Source organism: Pseudomonas cuatrocienegasensis, from assembly GCF_900110925.1.
GTDB classification, from domain to species: domain Bacteria; phylum Pseudomonadota; class Gammaproteobacteria; order Pseudomonadales; family Pseudomonadaceae; genus Aquipseudomonas; species Aquipseudomonas cuatrocienegasensis.
The window spans coordinates 225563-243867 of the sequence record NZ_FOFP01000004.1 but is presented as its reverse complement, the minus strand read 5'-3'; the positions used below and the strand labels follow the sequence as shown (position 1 = coordinate 243867).

Annotated in this window: 19 protein-coding genes; 2 read left to right on the top strand and 17 right to left on the bottom strand. The window is 59.9% G+C overall.

Annotated elements, in window-relative coordinates; all coding sequences use genetic code 11:
- Positions 1 to 91 precede the first annotated feature (91 nt).
- On the bottom strand, positions 92 to 544 hold the full coding sequence (locus BMW49_RS24500; RefSeq protein ID WP_139133800.1) for a hypothetical protein: 453 nt from the start codon (positions 542 to 544) through the stop codon (positions 92 to 94).
- Between the two features lie 487 nt (positions 545 to 1031).
- Between BMW49_RS24500 and BMW49_RS24495 the strand changes: the two genes are divergently transcribed.
- Complete coding sequence (locus BMW49_RS24495) at positions 1032 to 1427, top strand: hypothetical protein (RefSeq protein WP_139133801.1); 396 nt, start codon at positions 1032 to 1034, stop codon at positions 1425 to 1427.
- A 925-nt stretch (positions 1428 to 2352) separates the two neighbouring features.
- On the opposite strand, the gene BMW49_RS24490 is transcribed toward BMW49_RS24495, so the two are convergent.
- The 3 genes from BMW49_RS24490 to BMW49_RS08065 all read right to left on the bottom strand — a co-directional run bounded on the left by BMW49_RS24490 (position 2353) and on the right by BMW49_RS08065 (position 3976).
- Positions 2353 to 2634 carry a hypothetical protein gene (locus BMW49_RS24490; RefSeq protein WP_139133802.1) on the bottom strand — a complete coding sequence of 94 codons (282 nt, stop codon included), beginning with the start codon at positions 2632 to 2634 and terminating at the stop codon, positions 2353 to 2355.
- Positions 2635 to 2731: 97 nt separating this feature from the next.
- Entirely contained in the window at positions 2732 to 3244 is a 513-nt protein-coding gene (locus BMW49_RS24485) for a hypothetical protein (protein ID WP_139133803.1), read from the bottom strand.
- Between the two features lie 393 nt (positions 3245 to 3637).
- Positions 3638 to 3976, bottom strand: coding sequence for a helix-turn-helix domain-containing protein (locus tag BMW49_RS08065; RefSeq protein ID WP_069517509.1), 339 nt, complete (start codon positions 3974 to 3976; stop codon positions 3638 to 3640).
- Positions 3977 to 4196: 220 nt separating this feature from the next.
- Between BMW49_RS08065 and BMW49_RS08060 the strand changes: the two genes are divergently transcribed.
- Positions 4197 to 4673 carry a BRO-N domain-containing protein gene (locus tag BMW49_RS08060; protein ID WP_083251692.1) on the top strand — a complete coding sequence of 159 codons (477 nt, stop codon included), beginning with the start codon at positions 4197 to 4199 and terminating at the stop codon, positions 4671 to 4673.
- A 252-nt stretch (positions 4674 to 4925) separates the two neighbouring features.
- On the opposite strand, the gene BMW49_RS08055 is transcribed toward BMW49_RS08060, so the two are convergent.
- The 13 genes from BMW49_RS08055 to BMW49_RS07995 form a co-directional block, all read right to left on the bottom strand.
- A complete protein-coding gene (locus BMW49_RS08055) occupies positions 4926 to 5612 on the bottom strand; it encodes a TadE family protein (RefSeq protein ID WP_069517513.1) in 687 nt (228 codons plus the stop codon).
- Between the two features lie 10 nt (positions 5613 to 5622).
- On the bottom strand, positions 5623 to 6069 hold the full coding sequence (locus BMW49_RS08050; protein ID WP_069517515.1) for a tetratricopeptide repeat protein: 447 nt from the start codon (positions 6067 to 6069) through the stop codon (positions 5623 to 5625).
- On the bottom strand, positions 6051 to 6410 hold the full coding sequence (locus BMW49_RS08045) for a DUF192 domain-containing protein (RefSeq protein WP_069517517.1): 360 nt from the start codon (positions 6408 to 6410) through the stop codon (positions 6051 to 6053). The genes BMW49_RS08050 and BMW49_RS08045 overlap by 19 nt, the downstream gene beginning before the upstream one ends.
- Positions 6407 to 7285: a type II secretion system F family protein gene (locus BMW49_RS08040; RefSeq protein WP_069517519.1), complete on the bottom strand. Its 879-nt coding sequence runs from the start codon at positions 7283 to 7285 to the stop codon at positions 6407 to 6409. The genes BMW49_RS08045 and BMW49_RS08040 overlap by 4 nt, the downstream gene beginning before the upstream one ends.
- 4 nt (positions 7286 to 7289) lie before the next feature.
- Complete coding sequence (locus BMW49_RS08035) at positions 7290 to 8147, bottom strand: type II secretion system F family protein (protein ID WP_069517521.1); 858 nt, start codon at positions 8145 to 8147, stop codon at positions 7290 to 7292.
- Positions 8144 to 9796 (bottom strand): TadA family conjugal transfer-associated ATPase, encoded by a 1653-nt coding sequence (locus BMW49_RS08030; protein ID WP_069517523.1) that lies wholly within the window; start codon positions 9794 to 9796, stop codon positions 8144 to 8146. Before BMW49_RS08030 ends, BMW49_RS08035 begins: the two co-directional genes overlap by 4 nt.
- Positions 9797 to 9809: 13 nt before the next feature.
- Positions 9810 to 11258, bottom strand: coding sequence for a type II and III secretion system protein family protein (locus tag BMW49_RS08025; RefSeq protein ID WP_069517525.1), 1449 nt, complete (start codon positions 11256 to 11258; stop codon positions 9810 to 9812).
- A 148-nt stretch (positions 11259 to 11406) separates the two neighbouring features.
- Positions 11407 to 13287 (bottom strand): Flp pilus assembly protein CpaB, encoded by a 1881-nt coding sequence (cpaB, locus tag BMW49_RS08020; protein ID WP_069517527.1) that lies wholly within the window; start codon positions 13285 to 13287, stop codon positions 11407 to 11409.
- Positions 13288 to 13333: 46 nt separating this feature from the next.
- Complete coding sequence (locus BMW49_RS08015) at positions 13334 to 14422, bottom strand: hypothetical protein (protein ID WP_069517529.1); 1089 nt, start codon at positions 14420 to 14422, stop codon at positions 13334 to 13336.
- Positions 14422 to 15057, bottom strand: coding sequence for a hypothetical protein (locus BMW49_RS08010; protein ID WP_069517531.1), 636 nt, complete (start codon positions 15055 to 15057; stop codon positions 14422 to 14424). Before BMW49_RS08010 ends, BMW49_RS08015 begins: the two co-directional genes overlap by 1 nt.
- 28 nt (positions 15058 to 15085) lie before the next feature.
- Positions 15086 to 15988: a hypothetical protein gene (locus BMW49_RS08005; protein ID WP_069517533.1), complete on the bottom strand. Its 903-nt coding sequence runs from the start codon at positions 15986 to 15988 to the stop codon at positions 15086 to 15088.
- Complete coding sequence (locus BMW49_RS08000; protein WP_069517535.1) at positions 15985 to 18000, bottom strand: pilus assembly protein TadG-related protein; 2016 nt, start codon at positions 17998 to 18000, stop codon at positions 15985 to 15987. Before BMW49_RS08000 ends, BMW49_RS08005 begins: the two co-directional genes overlap by 4 nt.
- 25 nt (positions 18001 to 18025) lie before the next feature.
- Complete coding sequence (locus tag BMW49_RS07995; RefSeq protein ID WP_208600961.1) at positions 18026 to 18289, bottom strand: hypothetical protein; 264 nt, start codon at positions 18287 to 18289, stop codon at positions 18026 to 18028.
- Positions 18290 to 18305 lie beyond the last annotated feature (16 nt).

The window sequence follows — 18305 nt, the reverse complement described above, 5'->3', positions numbered from 1 at the left end:
ACTAGATCTATTCCTCTATCTGTTTAACGTTTGGTTAAGGGGCTGGCTTTAGCCAGTCCCAGTGAGCGCAGCGTACGGTTTGAACCAGTTGTTAGGTCTCTTGGAATGGTGAGCCATAAAGTACATTCTTGGCTCGCCCTTCAAATTCTGCTGCATATGATTTTAAGGAATTCCATTCGAGACTGTCTAAAGCGTTGGTTGCGGCTAGCCTAATGCACTTCCATTCATCGTGGTTGAATATGTGTTGATCATCACAATGAAAAACATCGTCGCTCAAGTTATTGCATAGCTCGAATACTGAGGTTAGTTCATTTTTTAGCTTAGGAGTAATTGCATTCTCATAGCCGTCTATAAAGAACTTTATTCTTAGTATTTTTTCGCTCCATACCTCGCATGCGGGACAGTATGGAATGGATGCAATCTGGTCTGGTGCTTCAAGCGCAAGAAATTCTAACCCAACACAAAGCTGTAAGAACGAGAGTAATTTTTCATACTCATTCTCTGCATACCAGTTCCATACATTAGCTGAGAAGGCGTAATCCATAACGACCTAACAGTGATTAGATAGCGTTCCTCACTAATACAAAAGTGAGGCGTTCGGTATAACTCCAAGCTTAGCCAGTTAGAGCTTTCAAAAAAGCACGCTTTATCAATGGCTTAGGTAACGGGCTAAGATGGGGAACGTACTCGCTTGACTTCCTCTTTTCACGCTTTCATTACTACTGGACAGATATACACAAGGCACAGATATCGCGCAAGGCGAGCTAGGCGCTGTGTCGAAAAAGTCTCGAAATCACTGCAAGGGATAGCGGGAAAATGCGGTGAGCACTGGGCTTAAAGGGCAGAAAAGCCGGGCATTGCGGATCACAGCAGGCAGCCAGAAAGGGGGCGATTCTCATCACCCGCTCAAGTTCCCCACAAGGCCTCGTCGAAAGACGGGGCCCTGTCGTTTCTGCTGTTCGTGCGTGACAGGCACCGTGCTCACCATAGGCGCGCTTCACGTAGCTGGCCAAGCGTTCCTGCAGAGCAACGTGCAGAACCTGGTAGATCGTAAGAAAGAAACAAGGCCAGTACCCGTGGCTGAAATACGCCGAGCAGACCCCGAGACGGACTGGAGCAAAGTGGTAGACGCACAGGCCAGGCGAGACGCAACGTCTCAACCGCAGGCGGCACCGCCTGCAGGCACAGAAAACACTGCTACAAAGCAAACCGTGTTCAATGATCTGAATTACACGCCGAGAGGCGCAGATAACGTGCTGAGCTTTAAAGAAACCTATCAGCCAGTAGAACCGGAGAAGCCTGCAGGGAAAGTGCGGGTTACGGTTATCAAAGAAGAGCAAAGGCTAAAAGACTTTTGCGGCGGTGCGCAAGGAAGCATAGAGCGAAGGAACTGCAAGTCTAGCGTGGGGCTGGAATATAGAAATTAGCGTAATTGCAAATAACGTTTGGTTAAGGGGCGGCGGAACGCCGTCCCAGCGAGTGAAACGAGCGATTTCAGTGCATTGTTAGGTTTCACGATAAATTTCCAAAAGAGGAAATTCGGGAGAGGGCTTTCTCAAACCTTTCAAATCCGGAATCGCCGAGTAATAAAGGCGGCAGTACCAGAGTTAAACCAAGTAATACGCCAATAGATACACCGATTGTAGAACCTACCAGTGCCATGAATATGCCGAACACTAAGAAGGCAGCTCCGACTAATGCGAAACCTCTACGAGAACGGGTCTGGTGTGGGTGGCGGCTCAGCATGTGATACCTAACGTTTGGTTAAGGGGCGGACTTTAGCCCGTTCCAGTGAGCGAAGCGAACGGTTTGAACCACTAGTTAGGATTTGTTGCTAAAGTGATGCTTTATTGCATGATGTAATTTTATTAAGGTAATAATGCAGAAAGCGCAAAAAGCAATATAAAGAAAGGAGTAAGCCGCAAATTGTACCGGCTGATTTTCGATTGAGAAAACTTGAGCAGTAGTAGCGCTTCTTGGTTTAAAAGAAATAGTTCCAGACACTATTTGGCTTAATGCGTATTCTATTGCTGATGTGGCAAAAATTGCTGCAATAATTAGAAGTGCGTAGCTTCTATAATAGCCTTTTGGTCGGCTTGGGATTTTAATTGTAGTAAGCTTTACAATGATAAAGATTAGCAGCGGAGACACTAATAATACAGCGACTGAGACGATGATGAATACTATGGCGCTTTGCATGATGGCCCTAACGTTTGGTTAAGGGGCGGGCTTTAGCCCGTCCCGAGTGAGCGAAGCGAACGGCTTTGAACCAATTGTTATGTGTATCTACCACCAGGACCACCATTGTTTGTTTTTTAAGCGAATAAGTTCTTTTCTAGGCTGGGGGGAATCTTATGTATTGCAGCTAATTAGACTTTTGCTCTGGAGGGAGTTTAGTGCGACCTCTGTTTTGGGGTCAAGCTGCCGTAAATTAATAGAAACATGTGCCTCTGGGAAAAATTTCGTTGTCTGTCTCAGGAAATTCAAGAGCAGCTTTTCAGAGGCTTCATGTTTTGAAAATGAAATTGATTTGATCACAAAGATACTATTTTCTGAGTTGTAGTCGGCGACCGATTTAATACTGCCAGCCTCGTAGATCCATTCATCGCCTTTTTGTGTTTTCCACGCGCTCATGAACAAGGCCTCGATTGCACATAACGTTTGGTTAAGGGGCCGGCTTTAGCCGGTCCCAGTGAGCGAAGCGAACGATTTGAACCATTTGTTAGCGGCTTCATTGGCTTTGGTTGCCACCTTGCGATGAAAGATTGCTCAGTAAAAACGGAATTTTAGCCAATAAGTACAAGCCCAAGTTGCCTATCGAAAGAAGAAGAAAGCTGGAAATGCCAAGCCATAATTCGTTTCTTGAGCTGGCGTGATGCAGTGCCCGAGCAGCGCGGCCATACTGTATTTCAGGGAAGCTGCTTGACCAGACATTTGATGTAAGCCAGTAAAAAAATAAAAAAAGCGCGCCACCGAGTATGAGGCACCCATACCATTCAAATACTTGGACTGCCGTAAGATCCTCCTTGTTTAAAAGCGAATAAATAACAGTGCTTGCTAAACAAAATATTATTGAAAGGCTCAGGCCAGCGGCTGTTGTTGCGTTAATTTTTGAAGCAAGCCCTTCGGAAGATGGTGTTAGATTTACTAAATAAGATATCTCGCTAATGAGCGGAAGATTTCCTATGGCATGCCCAAGAATGATTGCAATGATCGTTAATGTGGTGATTTTGCGAGCTAACATTTAACTACCCTGTATATTTATCAACTTGCGGCCGCTAACAGTGATTAGATAGCGTTCCTCACTAATACAAAAGTGAGGAGTTCGGTATAACTCCAAGCTTAGCCGGTTATAGCGTTCAGAAAAGCAAGCTTTGTCAATAGCTTAGATAACGGGCTAAGATTGGGAACGTATTCGCTTGACTTAGTCTTTTCACGCTTTCATTACTACTGGACAGATATACACAAGGCACAGATATCGCGCAAGGCGAGCTAGGTGCCGTGTCGGAAAAGTGTCGAAATCACTGCAAGGGATAGCGGTAAAATGCGGTGAGCATTGGGCTTCAATGGCAGAAAAGCCGGGCATTGCGGATCACAGCAGGCAGCCGGAAAAGATTCGATTCTCATCACCACCGCACTAGTGCTGCAGCCCTCGCCTAACAAACTCAGCCAACGCCCTAGCCACCCTGTTGATATGGGCTCGATCAACCTCCGGCAGCTCCCGGTAGCGCTCAAGCAAATCCGCCTCTGCCGCGCTCAGGGAGTCCGAAGGTTCTGGCGTGCGCTTACCAGTCACTATGTAAAGCACGTCAACGCCACTCGCAGCCACTGCAGCCAAGTACGCAGCATCTGGGCTGCGCTCACCCTTCTCGTAGTTGAGCTGGCTGTTTTTGGCCACCCCGGCCAATGCTGCGAAATCCGATTGGTTCAGGCCGAGGCGTTGCCGCTCTTCCTTCAGGCGATCGCCTATTCCCACAAATGATTACTCCTATCCGTTGACAATCAATCATTCGTGGGAAATACTGCATTTGTAATCACACGAAACTGCACTATGCCGAACGCCTGCCTCGCTGAGCAAGCGTGCAAAGCGGTGTGCGAGTGGCCGCACATAGGGTTCAGTGTGCTCGATTGTTTGATTTACCCGCCCACAACCATGGCTCCTTCTCTTTATAAAGAAAGCCCCGGAGGTAATGGATATGCCTACTCACCACAACCACCCCACCCGTTCACCCGCAATACCCGACTTTTCCGGCGAAATCCTGATCCCGCACACCTTTACCCGCCATAAACGCCAGTTGCGTGCGCTGCTGGTCGAGCAGCAGTGCTGGTTTTGTACGCGGGATTTGGGGCGTTTGATCGGACAGCCGCATCTTGAGGAGCGGGCTGCCCGCACCCTTGATGCGGACCAGTTGCTGGACGCTGTGGTGCTTAGCGCCCATGGCCAGCCGGAGCAGGTGCGGTTGGTCAGTGAGTCGGGGGTGTATGCGGTGTTGATCCATTACTACCACCCGGAGAACCGCTGCATCCGTCGGTGGATCAGTGGTGATCTGGTGCCGATCTTGCGCAGTGATTCGCCCGAGGATAACCGTCGCCCGCGTCGGGAGAACCGTCAGGGGTTGTCGTTGTTGCATTGGCAGGGGGATGCCTGGATACCGTATCGGCCGTGGGGGTGAGGTGGTTTGTGGGTATTCGGTTGGGGCGGTGGTGGTTGCATGATTCGCCGCGGGGCGCGGCTCCTACGGGGTGATGGGCGTGCTCGGTATCTGTCGCGGCTAAAGCCCCTCCCACAGGGGCGGGCGGTGAGTTGTTTTAGCTGCGACGGCTTTAGTGCCTAAACGATTTATCGCGAATAAATTCGCTCCTACGAAAAAAGCGACCGACCATTTGCGTCGTGACACTGGCCTGTGAGGTGCCTGACCGCTGCCCTACAAACAGTTCATGCGGCTTGTGCAGCCGGTGCTGTCGCGCAGGGGGTTGGATTGCATGCGCAGGGTGGTTTCGGCGGTGATGACGATGCCGCGGCGGCCGGCTTGGCAGAGTGTGCTGTATTGGCTGACGGCGTTGGCGGAGGCGCCGCTGAAGCTGCCTTCGATGCCGGCGTTGTTGAAGCGCGAGGCGGCGCTGAGCAGGCGGTCGACGATGGGTACGGTGAGGGCCAGGCAGTATTGCACGCGCACTTTCAGCAGGTTGGCGTCCTGGATGCCGGTGCCGGGGCGGTACATGAGGTTGTCGTTGGGGATGGCGTAGTCGGCCTTGCTGCTGTCCCACTGGCCAAAGGTGCTGAAGTCGCCGAGGTTGGGGCTGATGCGGGTGATGCGTACGTAGTTGTCGACCTCGCTGCCGGCTTGCAGGTGGGCGCGGGTTTTGTCGGCATCGGTGTTGTGGTGGGTGAACATGGGCGTAAGGCCACGGATCAGCCCACGGCGCAGGCCGTCGTAGCTGGCGTTGTTCACCGCGCCCAGGCGCGCGGCCTGGAAGGTGGCGTAGTTGAGGGTGCTTTTGGCCGAGTAGATAAAGGCCGCCTGGATGGTGCCGAAGATCAGCATGATCACCACCGGCGCGACGATCAAAAACTCGACCATGGCCTGGCCGCGCTCTGTGCGCTTGAGCATGGCGGGCGCCCTACGGCTGCGCTGGCACGTCGAAGAGGTCCATGACCGCCTCGGCTTTTTTGACGATGGGGGCGATTTGCGGGTCCTGGGTGTCGATGTGTTTGTACATTTCGGCGACGCTGTAGTTGACCCCTTCCAGTTGCAGGAAGATCAGGTTGTGCCAGGCCTTGGCGTGTTTGGGGTCGCGCTGCAGCGCTTCGCGGTAGGCGGCGATGGCGGCGTCTATCTGCTTTTGCTGGGCCAGGCTGTTGCCCAGGCGGTAGCGCACGTCGGCATCCTGCGGCATGGCTTCGGCCAGGGTGCGAAAGCCCGCGCTGGCGCTGGCGTAGTCGCCGGCCGCGTAAGCGCTGCTGGCCTGCTTTTGCAGCGCCAGCAGGTCGGGCTGGGCCAGGGGGAACTGGCTACAGGCGGCCAGGGGCAGCAGCAGGCCGGCGAGCGTCAGGGAGCGGATAAACATAGGTCACCTTCTTCGATGGAGAGGCGTCGGGCTTCGCCGGCGGCCAGTTCGATAACGCTGCGGGCGTGGCGGCAGGCGGCCATGCGCCAGGGCTGTAAGGCCACAACCCGTTTGATGACACGGCCGCTGGCATCGAGAAACAGCAGGTCGATGGCATAGCCCATAAACCAGCTGTGCACCGCATTGCAGGGCTGCAGCCAGTGGCCCTGCAGCGCGCCGGGGCTGGGCCGGCCGAGCAGGCCACGGGCGCGCTGCCAGGGGCTGAAGGCCCTGAACAGCTGCAGCTCGACGAGCAGGCGGTCGCCGCGCCAGACCTGTACCGGGCGGATAGGCGCGCTCATCCCAGGCCCATAAATTTGACGGCAATCGGGAACAGCAAGATGACGAAGGTCAGCGGGAAGATGAACAGAATCAGCGGGATGATCAGCTTGACCGGTGCCTGCATGGCGGTTTTTTCTGCCCGCTGAAAGCGCTCCTCCAGGCGTTGCTGGGCCTGGATCTGCAAGGTCTGTTTGAGGCTGGAACCCATTTTCTCGGCCTGCACCACGGCGCGCACAAAGGTGGCGATATCCTTGAGGTTGACCCGTTGTTCCATGCGCCCCAGGGCTTCGGCCCGTGGCAGGCCCGAGCGGATGTCGCGCAGGACGATGCGAAATTCGTTCTTCATCGCACCGTTCGGGCCCTTCTCCACCGCCTGCTGCAAGGCGCCGAGGAAGTTCAGCCCGGCGTCCACGCACATGGTCAGGTATTCGAGGAAGATCGGCAGGTTGCGCACGATGTCGCGGTCGCGGCGTTTGCGCGTGTCGCTGATCCACAGCTCCGGCAACACCGCGCCGACCAGGCTCATCAACAGCAGCAGCGACCAGATCACGCCGCTCTTGCCGCTGAGCATGGGCAGCAGCGCCACCAGCGGCAGGACAATCGCCAGCACCAGGCTGAGGGCGAAGTAGTCTTCCGGGGTCAGCACGTAGAGCGCGCCGGTGCGTTGCAGGCGCCGGTCCAGGCGGTCGAGCAACGGCGCCGGGAGGACCGCGCCGACGAAGTAGGCGACCAGGCGCACCAGCGGCCAGACCGGTTTCATCAGTGGCGGCACCGGGTCCATGTAGGTGCGGCTTTCGCTCGGCACGAAGCGGAACAAGGCAGCGAACATCAGGATCAGGCAGGTCAGGGCCACGCCGAAGCCGGCGCTGCTGATCAGGGCGAGGAGTTCGGTCATGGCGTTAAGCATCGATCTGGGTGATTTTTTTGATAAAGGTAAAGCCGAGAATCTCCATCACCACCATGCCGGCCAGGACCATCAGGCCGACGCGGGTGGTGTAGAGCTGGCTCATCGCTTCGGGCTCGATCACGCTGAGAATGCCGGCCAGGAAGATCGGCAGCATGGCCATGAATATGCCCTGGGCACGGCCCTGGGCGGTGAGGCTGTCGATCTTGCCTTCCATGACTTTTTTGCGGCGCAGGGTGCTGGCCATGCCGGTGATGGTTTCCACCAGGTTGCCGCCCACCTCGCGGCTGATGCGCACCGCCGAGCTGGCCATGATGAACGAGGGCAGCGGCATGCGCTGCTCCATCTTCACCAGGGCCTCCTCCAGGCTGACGCCCAGGCGCACCTTTTTCATCAGCAGGCCGAACTCCTGGGACAGCGGCGCGGGGGATTGCTGCACCAGGTTTTCCAGGGCCATGTTCAGGCTGGCGCCGGACTGCAAGCTGCTCGACAGCAGCATAAAGGCGTCCGGCAGTTGCTCCTCGAACTTCTGCATGCGTTTGCGCCGCAGCATCTTGAACAGCATGCGCGGCACAAACAGGGTGACCAACGCACCGCCCAGGGTGATGACGCTGATATGAAACAGCGCATGCAGCAGCAAGGGCACGATCACCAGCAGCATCAGGTTGAGCACGAACAGTTGCTGACCGCTGGCGAAGATAAACATATCGGCCAGCTCCACCTCGGCGTTGGCGCTGAACTGGCGGCGATAAAAGCGCATGTTGACCGAGACGTTACGCCCGAACACCAGCACCAGGGCGAAGATGCCGACCCCAAAGCAGGTGAGGCACAACAGCAGCAACAGGGTGTTCATCCGTTGACCTCCTGCGTGGGCGTGAAGATGCCCATGTCCAGCGGCACGCCGCGGTTACGCAGGGCCTCGTAGAACTCCGGCACCTGGCCGGTGGCCTGGTAGCTGCCCTGGATGCGCCCGCCCTGGTCGAAGCCGTGCTGGCGAAAACAGAAGATCTCGTTGAGCTGGATGGTGCCCTGCTCCATACCGGTGACCTCGGTGATGCTGGTGATGCGCCGCGAACCATCGCCGAAGCGCGATTGCTGGACGATCAGTTGCACCGCCGAGGAAATCTGCTCGCGAATCGCCTGCAGCGGCAGGTCCATGCCGGCCATCAGCACCATCACCTCCAAGCGGCGCAGCATGTCCCTTGGGGTGTTGGCGTGGCCGGTGGTCAGCGAGCCATCGTGGCCGGTGTTCATCGCCTGGAGCATGTCCAGCGCCTCGCCGCCCCGGCACTCGCCGACCACGATGCGGTCCGGGCGCATGCGCAGGCAGTTGCGCACCAGGTCGCGGATGGTCACATGGCCTTTGCCTTCCATGTTCGCCGGGCGCGACTCCAAAGACACCACATGGGGCTGGACCAGTTTCAGCTCGGCGGCATCTTCCACCGTCACCACCCGCTCTTCGGGCGGGATAAAGTTGGAGAGGATGTTCAGCAAGGTGGTCTTGCCCGAGCCGGTACCGCCGGACACCACGATGTTCATGCGCTGCTCCACCGCCGTGCGCAGGAAGTGCACCATGGGTTCGTTGATCGAGCCATAGCGCAGCAGGTCGTCGGTGGTCAGCTTGTGCTGGGAGAATTTGCGAATGGTCAGGCACGGCCCGCGCAGCGCCAGGGGCGGGATGATGGCGTTGACCCGCGAGCCGTCCTTGAGCCGCGCATCGACCATCGGCGAGCTTTCGTCGATACGCCGGCCCAGGGGCGAGATGATCCGCTCGATGGTGGCCATGACCGCCGCATCGGAGCTGAAGTTGACTGCTGAGCGTTCCAGCCGGCCGGCACGTTCGACATAGATGTCGTCGTGGCGGTTGACCATGATCTCGGTGATGCTCTCATCAGCCAGCAGGTCTTCCAGCGGGCCGAGGCCGACGGCTTCGTCGAGGACGATCTTGCGCAGCATGGCGCTGTCGAGGCTTTTCGGCAGGCGGCTGCGGATCTGCTCAAGGATTTCATCGACCAGCTCGGCCAGGCGCGTGCGCACCTCGTCGTGGGACATGGTGTCGAGGTTCAGGCGGCGCAGGTCCATGGCGCGAAACAGCTCGCCGGTGATGTACTTGGACCACTCCATGTAGGCGGCCTGGTCGCCCGCGACGTTGATCACCACCTCGGGCGCCTGGATATCCAGCGGTATCGCCAGCTCATCCGGCTCGCCGTTCAGCGAGCGCACCCGCACCAGGTAGCCGCCGATGCCGATCAGGTCATCCGCGGCCAGCGGGCCATGGCGCTGCACCAGCCGGCCGTTGACCTCCAGCTCATAACCGCGGCTGATGTCCTCGACAAACAGCCCGGCCAGGGACTGCTCGATGCGCGCGTGCAGCGGCGCGACCTTCCAGCCGCGCAGGCGCAGGATGCAGGTGCGCGCCTTGCCCAGCTCGCACTGCGGCGCGGTGCAGGTGAGGGTGTCGACCGCCTCGCCGTTGCGGTAGGTGATGGCTAGTTCAAACATGGCTGTGCCCCGCTCACTCCAGCAACCCGGTTTTCAGGGCCTCGCCAAAGCGCTCCTGCATGCGCTCGGCACGGTCCAGCTCGTGTTGGTTGACGTTGCTGGTGCCATCGGTGAGCAGTTGTGGGGTGATAAAGATCACCAGTTCGGTCTGCCCTCCCTTGAGGCTTTTGTTGCGAAACACCGGGCCGAGGAACGGCAGGTCCATCAGCCAGGGGATGCCCTCGTAAGTGCTCTGGTCCTCACGGCTGACCAGGCCGGAAAGCACCAGGGTTTCGCCGACGCGCAACTGCACCTCGTTGTCGGTGCGGCGGGTTTTGAAGGCCGGGTAGTCGCCCACCTGGTTGGCCTTGTCCAGTTGGCTGACCTCCGCCGAAACCTTGGCGGCAATGCGGTCCTTGCCGTAAATCTGCGGGGCGATGCTGAGCATGATGCCGAAGTCTTTGTACTCCACCGAGGAGCCATTGATGCTGCTGGTGATCACCGGGGTCTGCCCGCCCACGGTCAGTTCTGCCAGGCCGCCACTGCGCGCGCTCAGGCGCGGCGAGGCGAGGGTCAGCGCCGAGCCATTGCGCTCCAGCAGGTTGATGGTCGAGGTGATGTTGGTGGCAATGCCCCAGAAACCGCTGGTGGCGCCGGACACACCGGGCCGGCTGCTGCCACCGGAGGTCGCTAAACCGGCGGTCGGTCCGGTGATGCTGGCCGCCCAGCTGACGCCCAGTTCCTCGACATCGTCCTTGGTGAACTCGGTGATGCGCACATCGAAATAGATCATCGGCGCAACGAACTGCGACATCGGTTGCGCCAAAATCAGCAGCTCCGGGTAGCGCGCGCTGAGCAGCTTGATGCGCTCGATGTCGATGACATTGAGGTCGCCATCGACCACGATCTGCCGCCCCACCGGTTTGATCGAGATGCCCGGAATCTGCCCGAGCATGGCCTGCACCTCGGTCAGCATCAGCCCGGAGTCGGCCTTGGTCGCCGCGCCGGTCTGCTCTTCAGCCAACACCAGCACGTTGTCGTAGAACTTCACCGCGTCTTTGACCCGCTCCAGGTCGGTGCTGTACAGGCGCCCTTCCATCACCACCTGGCGGCCGACCGTGCGTATGCGCAGGCCGGGAATATCGGCGAGCAACTGGCGCAGTTCACCAACCTGGCGATAGCCGTTGGCTTTGACCACCACCACGCCGATCTGCTCGCGGTGGCCGTCCTCGAACCACACCTGCACGGTGGTTTCACCCTCCGCTTCGGCGACCAGCACCATCTCTTCATTCTTCAGCAGTGTGGTGCTGAGAATCTCGGTATTGCCGACCGCCAGGCGCTCGATACCGGGCGCCTCGAGCACCCGCACATCGCCTTTGTAGAGGGTCAGCTGGGTCGGCAGGCTGTCGTCAGCGGCAACCCCCTGGGCGGCGCCGCTCATTACCAGCAACAGCGTCAGCCATTGCGCTTTTATCATCTTCATATCGAGCCCTAGCGTTTCTTATGTGCAGCGGTTGCATGGCCGCTGTGCTGGCAGATCGGTGTGTTGCGAGAGCGAATTTATTGGCGATAGCAATCGCGAATAAATTCGCTCCTACAGAGCATGTGCGGCAGCCAACCGGACATGGACTTTATTCCAGGCGAATGCTTTGCATCGGTGTGACCCCGCCCTTGCCGGTCCCCCCTGGGATGAACTGCACCATCCGGCTGGCGGTGATCTTGTTCTGTGCGTCGTCGCTGCCGCGCGGGCTGGTGGTGGCCAGTTGGGGTTGCGGCGTAACGCTGACTCCAGTGGCCAGCACCTTGCCGTCGGCTGCGACCACCTGGCCGTCGACCAGGGTGCCGATCGCCCGGCCCTGGCTGTCGATCACCTGATTACCCCGCGTGGTGCCCAGCACCTTGCCGCTGGCATCGCGCACCACATTGCCGCGCTGCACCACTTCCTGGCCCTTGGCATCGAGTACCGCCCGCGCCACCTGACCGAGGTCTTTGCCGTCCAGGCCGATCGCTTTGCCGTCCTTGAGCTGCCCGACAACCTGGCCGTTGGCATCGACGATCTGCTCGCCCTGCACACGGCCAATCACCTTGCCGCTGGCGTCGCGCACCACATCGGCTACCTGGCCGATTTCCTGGCCCTGGGCATCGACCAGAATGCTCGCTACCTGGCCCAGGTCCTTGCCGTCCAGGCCGATGGCCTTGCCGTCCTTGAGCTGCCCGACGACCTGGCCGTTGGCATCCACCACTTGGTTGCCCTGCACCCGGCCGATCACCTTGCCGCTGGCATCGCGTACCACCTGTTGTTCAGTAGCGGCAGCGGCCGGCTGGGCATTGGACAGGCTCATATCGACCACATGACCGCGCGCATCCAGCGCGACATTGCGCTCGACCCGCCCCAGCGCTTCGCCTTTAAGGCCTACCGCCAGACCATTTTTCAGGGTGCCGATGGGCTTGCCGCTGGCATCGATCACTTGGCCATCGACCACCCGGCCGACCACGTTGCCCTGGGCATCGCGAACCACATCGGCGCGTTCGCGCACGCGCAGCAGCGGGTCATTGGCGTCCACCTGTTCAAGCACCTGGCCGAGGCTCGTGCCATCGAAGCCCACGGCCTTGCCATCGACCACTTTGCCGACGATCTGCCCGCTGGCATCGACCACGTTGTCGCCGACGATACGGCCGACCAGGTTGCCGCTGCTGTCGAGCACCACGTCAATGGTTTCGTTGGGTGGCGGGTCGAGCAGGTTGGCCACGGTGACCTGGCCGATGGGGCTTAGGCTGGTGTCTTTCGGGTGGCGCAACACTGCGACCAGCTCGCCGCTCTTTTCCGCCAGTTCGACCCGCGCCACCTGTTGCGGTGTGAGCATCAGGGTGACGGTGGAGAAGTTCATGTTGAAGCCGTCGGCCGAGTTCTGGTCGTAGAAGGTTTCGTACTTGCGCCCGCTGGCGTCCTCACGCCCGGCCGCCAGCAGCACGACGTTCTCCAGCACGTTGATGATCACGTCGTCGGCGTAGTTGGGCTGCTTTTGCAGGCCGATGTCGCCGGCGCTGAAGTTGCCGAGCAGGTCGATATGGTCGCCGGGGCGCAGCAGGCCATCGAAAGAGTTGATCTTGCTGATCTTCACCGTCTTGGCGCGTTTGCCCAGCTCGACGTTCTCGGAAAAGCGCGACACCGCACTGCCCTCCACAGCGCTCCAGGTAATCGGCTTACCCTTTTGCAGGGGCGTGGTGACCATGCGTCCTTCGAGGGTCTTCCAGTCCTGGGCGAGCACAGCTCCGGAGGGAATAAAGGCGGCCGGCACTTCGAGCACGGCGACCTTTTCCTTGGTCATGACTTCGGCTTTGGCGATGTCCAGACGCGGCACGATCAGCGCAATTTTTTGCTCGACCACCGGTTTATAGGCCTGGCGGTACTGGTCTTCCTTGTTTTTCAGGTACATCCAGGCCGCGCCTGTGGCCAGGAGCCCACAGACCACCGCGATGATGACCAACTTGCTTGCCGATACCGCTTGCATGCCCACTCCTAAATAAATTGATGCGCCGCCCCGCGCCCTTGACGCCTTACTGCACCCGCGCGAAAGGCCCGCTCAGGGTCCAGTCCGCAGCGCCTTCCTGCAGCACCCAACGCCCTGCACAACCGCCGGCGCCCACCTCGCCGGCCTCTATAAACCCGCTGATTTTCTCGGGGGTCGCCACGGCGGTGTGGTTGCTCGTGCTCATGTTGATGGCGTCGAATTTGTTGAAGGTGAAGTTGCCGCTGCCCGCATAACCACTCAGCTCGCGGCGGGTCCAACCCGGCTCGCGCACCACGCAGCTGGAGTAGTCGCTCCACACACCCGCGGTATCCGCCTCGGAGAAGCGCATCTCAAGCAGTTCGCCATCGGCGACCAGGCTGGTGGCATAGGTGCTCTGGGGGGTGAGCACGGTTAGCTGCGAGTAGATGTAGCCGCCGGCCTCGTAGCCGTAGGGTTGGTCGTTGCCCTTGTCGTCACGGGTTTTCACCGGGCGAATCGCCACCGCCTGGGTGCCGCTGGGCACGCCGACCTTGTTGGCTCTGAAGGCGTCGTAAAACCTGTCGGCCTCAAAATAGCCAAAGCCCACCACCTGGCCCTGGGCGTTGACGAAGGCTTTGAGCACCGCCGCCTTGCCGTCGCTGCCGATGACCGGCGTATTCAGGCTGACGACAACCGTCTGGCCGTCGATCACCACCGTGCTGGTGCTGTTTGTTACGTCGTACAGGTAGGCGCCGATGTCGTTGCCATTGGCATCAATCACCCGACCGTTCTGCACGGTACCAATCACCTTGCCGGTGCTGTCGGCGACCTCTAGCACCTGCAGGGTCTCGGTCGCCGTGTCTGGCGTCTCGCCGGTTTGCTCGCCTTGGTCGGCATCGTCACTGTCATCATCACTGGCCGGCGGCGTGCTGCTGGGCGGCGCGGCAACGGCCAACTGGCCATAGTCCTGCACGCCGCTCAGCGAGGCGGAGTAGCTTTGGTAGTTGTTGTGCAGGGCATCGAGAATGGTCGGGATACAGCCTTTGCTGCTCTGGGCCTCGTCGCAGGGCAACAGCGTCAGCGCAGCGATCAGGCTGCCGCTGACGCCCAGGACTACCAGGTACTCGGCCATGGCCTGACCCCATTGCCGGCGCATCACTGCTCCATCCGGTTGAGCAGAATCTGGGTGAAGCCCTCGTGGCGCAGCAGCACCACCGCGAACTGTTTGCGGCCCTTGCTGTAGATCAGCGTGGCGTCATTCTGCTGCTGCGCCACATGGTTGGCTTGCCAGCCGCCACGGAGCATTTCGCTCTGGTACCAGCGCAGGTTGTCTTCCAGGCTTTCGGTGCTGGCGAGCATCACCAGTTGCCCTTCACGGCCCGCGTCGTCGGTCTGCATATCGCTGACTACCACGGCATCGGGCGGCATCGGTACGCCGCTGCCGAGGGCGCGGGTTGCCAGCGCTTCGGCCGGCGGGTTGACCAGCATCAGCCGGCCGGTGCTCTTGCCCTGGTGCGCCTGCACCTGAACCAGCATCAGGCAGGCCTCGCTGATGTGCAGCACCTGCTGCCACTCGCCAAAGCGGGTAACGTCCACCGCGCCCTGCCATTGCTCGCTGTAAAAAGCGAGGACCGTCGACAGCGGCCCATCAAGGCTGAAGGCCTTGACGTTCATCGGCTGGTTGTTCCACTGCAATTGCTCGGCAATGCTGGCCACAACCATTTCGTCGAGCACCGGAAAATCGTCGAAGTCGCAGGCAGCATGGGCCAGGTTGCTGGGCAGCAATCCCATGCACAGGACGAGGACCCGCCGCCATGGACTATTCATTGAAGTAACAGAAGCCGTAGTCGCACTTCACCGGGGCTTGCGGGATGGGGGTGATATCGATGGCGGCGAAATCGACATCGCCGAACGACGGCTCGAAGATGCCGACCACATCGATCACCGCGTTGACCACGGCGTTGTCCATCATGGTGCCGATGGCAAAGTCATCCACCCGCTCCTTGAAGTGGTGGTCGCCCTGGGCATTCCAGCCGTCGGCGAGCACCGCGCTATTGGCGCGCAGAGTCAGGCTGGTGGGTAGAAAGCCGAGCCGAGCGCTGCCTTCTGCGCCGCTACCGGCCAGGTTGACCTGCAGGGCGACACTGGGGCTGAAGTAGTTGTTGACCGGGTGGGCGACCTGCAGAAAGTCCTCATCCTTCTGGATTTTCAGCATGCTCAGGGGCTTCATCAGCAGGTCCATGCCGTCGTTGTAGACACCCAGCACCTTGTAGGCCACCGAGGACGTGTCACGGGCCGCCAGACTGCCGCTGTCCAGGCCGCCGCCGCTAAGCATCTGCTGGCCATTGCTCCAGCGCCACAGCGCATGCTGCGCGTTGTCACCCGGCCCGCTGATGTCGTTGCCCGAGAGCAATTCAGGGGTTTTCGTAAAACTCAGCAGGCGCTTCTGCGCGGTGGCGGCGATGTCGTTGTCGCTGCGCAGGGCGATGTCCGTGCCCGGTTCGCTGGTTTCCCCGGGGCGATTGCCGAGGTCGTACCAGACGGTGCGCTCCCAGGCGACATAGCGCGCCAGTACCTGGGTCTGGAAGCTCATGTCGAGCAGCTTGCCCAGCGCCGGTACGACAAGAAACAGGATCAGCAGCACGCCGCTGGTCATCACCACGAACTCGGTCATGGCCTGGCCCTGGCAGCGCCTGGGCGTGTAACCGTAACCGGCGCTCATGGGCTGTAGCTCCCGATTTCGCTCAGGGTGGCGTCCCGAGCCGCGCCGCCGACGGTATCGACCACGCCATTGACGACCTTTTCGGCCAGGGGTTTGACCGGCCACGGCACCTCGCCGAGGATCTGCGCCTTGGCCGGGTCGACCAACTGGTTGAGGGTCATGTCGATCACCCAGCGCGCCACGCCCATCACGCCATCGCTCAGGTTCAGATCGGCAAGCAGCTGGAACGGGTCCAGCTCACCATTGGCGATGCGCCGGGTGATCTCACTCGGCTCGCGCAGGCGCGCGTCCCAGAACGGGCTGTACTGGCTGGCGACTTCCCCGGTACTGCGCGGGCTGGCGAAGTAGGTTTCCGCCGAGGACACCGTCATCAGGGCATCGGCTTCGCGCCACAGCACCTCGGCGCCGTCATCGCGGGCGCTGGTGGTGTCCAGTTGGAAGCGGTGCAGGTTATTGCCGGCTGGGGCATTCAGGTTGAGCCCGTCCGCACTGTCGGTGGTCGGCACATCGCTCAGGCGCTTGGCCACGGCAATGCTGAACTCGTGGCTGGTGCCCTTGCTGGCAAACGCCGGATTCAGGGAGAAGAACGCCGGCGGACCGGCGTAGTTGGTCGACACGTCTGTAGGCAGCGTGCCGTAGGTCTGCATCGCATTGCCCCACAGGTTGGTCACCCGATGCACTTCATCGAAGACATGGCCGTACATGCCGTCAGGCCCTGGCTGGCTCATGCCGGTCTTGCCCCACTGGGCCGCTCGGCGCATGGCATCGGCCTGCTCGGCCACCAGTTGGGTGGTCGCCGCGCCTATGGGCATGCCCAGGGTTATGGTGAACGGGTCGGGGTGGTAAATGCCGAAGCACTGCTTGCCGACAAAGGGGAGCCAGATGCACAGATCGACACCCAGCTTGATGCCCAGCGTGAAGCCCAGGGAGGTCGAGTCAAACGAGGTCCAGGCATAACGCTCGATCTTGTCGTTATTGGAGTTGGTCCGCTCAGGGTTGTAGCGATAGGCCGTGCCGCCGTCGTTGTACGAGCCAGCCTGCAGGGAAAACTGCAGACTGATCACCAGCGGGCCGAGAAAGAACGGCAATTCCGGCGACGTGATGGTCGGCGTCGTTAGCGGAAACGAACGATTGCTCAGCCAGTCGTTGCGCCCGCCGTTGATCATCGCCGCGAACTGCTTGTAGGCCGTGCGGGCATTGCTGTTGGTGGCCGCCGCCGAGTTGGGGTCGCTGTAGCGCCCAGGGTTGGTGTCCACCAGCATCGTGGCCGGACCATCGCCGCTGCCGAGGAACGAGTTGACCGCATTTTTACCCACGCCACCGGCCACCGCATTGGCAGCATTGCGCAGGCTCTCGTAGCTGAACTTGTCGCCGAAGTAGGTCAGCGCGGTGTTTTGCGCGAGGAAGAAGTAGCCGAGCATGGGGATGTACAGCTCATCGCCGGGGTCGGCCAGGGAGCGATTCTGATGCGCCGCCACGACATCCAGCATGCCCTCCATCTGCGCCTCGACGGTCGCTACCGCGAAGGCCTTCTGGAACATCGACAGCGCCATGTTGAAGTAGGAGACGGTGGTCGGGTAGAAGCCGACCATGGCATTGGCCACACCATTAACCCCGATACCCAGAGCGATATAGGGCGAGTACACCGCATAGAGCACTTCACTGAACGACGGCTTGGGCGCTGGCGGCGCAATCGGAATCTGGTAATGGGGGAACTGGTTCACCCACTGCGGGATGTTCTGGTAGCGCTTGGCCCAGGACATCATGGCCACCATCTGGCCGATGGACATCTCGTTGGCGACCATCGCCCGGTTGGTATAGGCGATAAAGTTCTGATTGCGCGCAAACAGCTTGGCTTGCGAATACACCGCAGCATCGGCGGCGTTCTCCAGCTGCACCCGGTCGCGGGTGAGGATGCCGTGGTTGTAGACCAGCAGCATGGCGATCACGATCATGCCCATAAACAACAGGCCGACAATCATCGCCTGGCCGCCCTGGCGCAGAGTGCCCACGAGGCTTAGCGCTATGCGGGGCCTGTTACTCGCCGGTCTCGCTTTGTTTGAAGTCACCCAGGTTATAGGTGTCGTTGGCCGCTTCAGCGCCTGCGGCTGCACCCTTGGTGGCGCCGCTACCACTGGCGGTGCCGCCACCCAGCTCGGCTGCCATATCACCGACCTGGCCGCGCACCGTGTCGCCAAACAGGTTGTAGACGACAATCGCGGCAATCGCGATCAGCGCTACGATGATGATGTACTCGGTCATCCCTTGGCCAAGCTGGCGGGCGCGCATTTTGAAATTCATGGTTACTTCCCTGAAA

Coding starts and splice junctions, on each gene's coding strand:
- BMW49_RS24500 (WP_139133800.1), bottom strand. CDS start 544: ATGGATTACGCCTTCTCAGCTAATGTATGGAACTGGTATGCAGAGAAT.
- BMW49_RS24490 (WP_139133802.1), bottom strand. CDS start 2,634: ATGAGCGCGTGGAAAACACAAAAAGGCGATGAATGGATCTACGAGGCT.
- BMW49_RS24485 (WP_139133803.1), bottom strand. CDS start 3,244: ATGTTAGCTCGCAAAATCACCACATTAACGATCATTGCAATCATTCTT.
- BMW49_RS08060 (WP_083251692.1), top strand. CDS start 4,197: ATGCCTACTCACCACAACCACCCCACCCGTTCACCCGCAATACCCGAC.
- BMW49_RS08055 (WP_069517513.1), bottom strand. CDS start 5,612: ATGCTCAAGCGCACAGAGCGCGGCCAGGCCATGGTCGAGTTTTTGATC.
- BMW49_RS08050 (WP_069517515.1), bottom strand. CDS start 6,069: ATGTTTATCCGCTCCCTGACGCTCGCCGGCCTGCTGCTGCCCCTGGCC.
- BMW49_RS08045 (WP_069517517.1), bottom strand. CDS start 6,410: ATGAGCGCGCCTATCCGCCCGGTACAGGTCTGGCGCGGCGACCGCCTG.
- BMW49_RS08040 (WP_069517519.1), bottom strand. CDS start 7,285: ATGACCGAACTCCTCGCCCTGATCAGCAGCGCCGGCTTCGGCGTGGCC.
- BMW49_RS08035 (WP_069517521.1), bottom strand. CDS start 8,147: ATGAACACCCTGTTGCTGCTGTTGTGCCTCACCTGCTTTGGGGTCGGC.
- BMW49_RS08030 (WP_069517523.1), bottom strand. CDS start 9,796: ATGTTTGAACTAGCCATCACCTACCGCAACGGCGAGGCGGTCGACACC.
- BMW49_RS08025 (WP_069517525.1), bottom strand. CDS start 11,258: ATGAAGATGATAAAAGCGCAATGGCTGACGCTGTTGCTGGTAATGAGC.
- cpaB (WP_069517527.1), bottom strand. CDS start 13,287: ATGCAAGCGGTATCGGCAAGCAAGTTGGTCATCATCGCGGTGGTCTGT.
- BMW49_RS08015 (WP_069517529.1), bottom strand. CDS start 14,422: ATGCGCCGGCAATGGGGTCAGGCCATGGCCGAGTACCTGGTAGTCCTG.
- BMW49_RS08010 (WP_069517531.1), bottom strand. CDS start 15,057: ATGGGATTGCTGCCCAGCAACCTGGCCCATGCTGCCTGCGACTTCGAC.
- BMW49_RS08005 (WP_069517533.1), bottom strand. CDS start 15,988: ATGAGCGCCGGTTACGGTTACACGCCCAGGCGCTGCCAGGGCCAGGCC.
- BMW49_RS07995 (WP_208600961.1), bottom strand. CDS start 18,289: ATGAATTTCAAAATGCGCGCCCGCCAGCTTGGCCAAGGGATGACCGAG.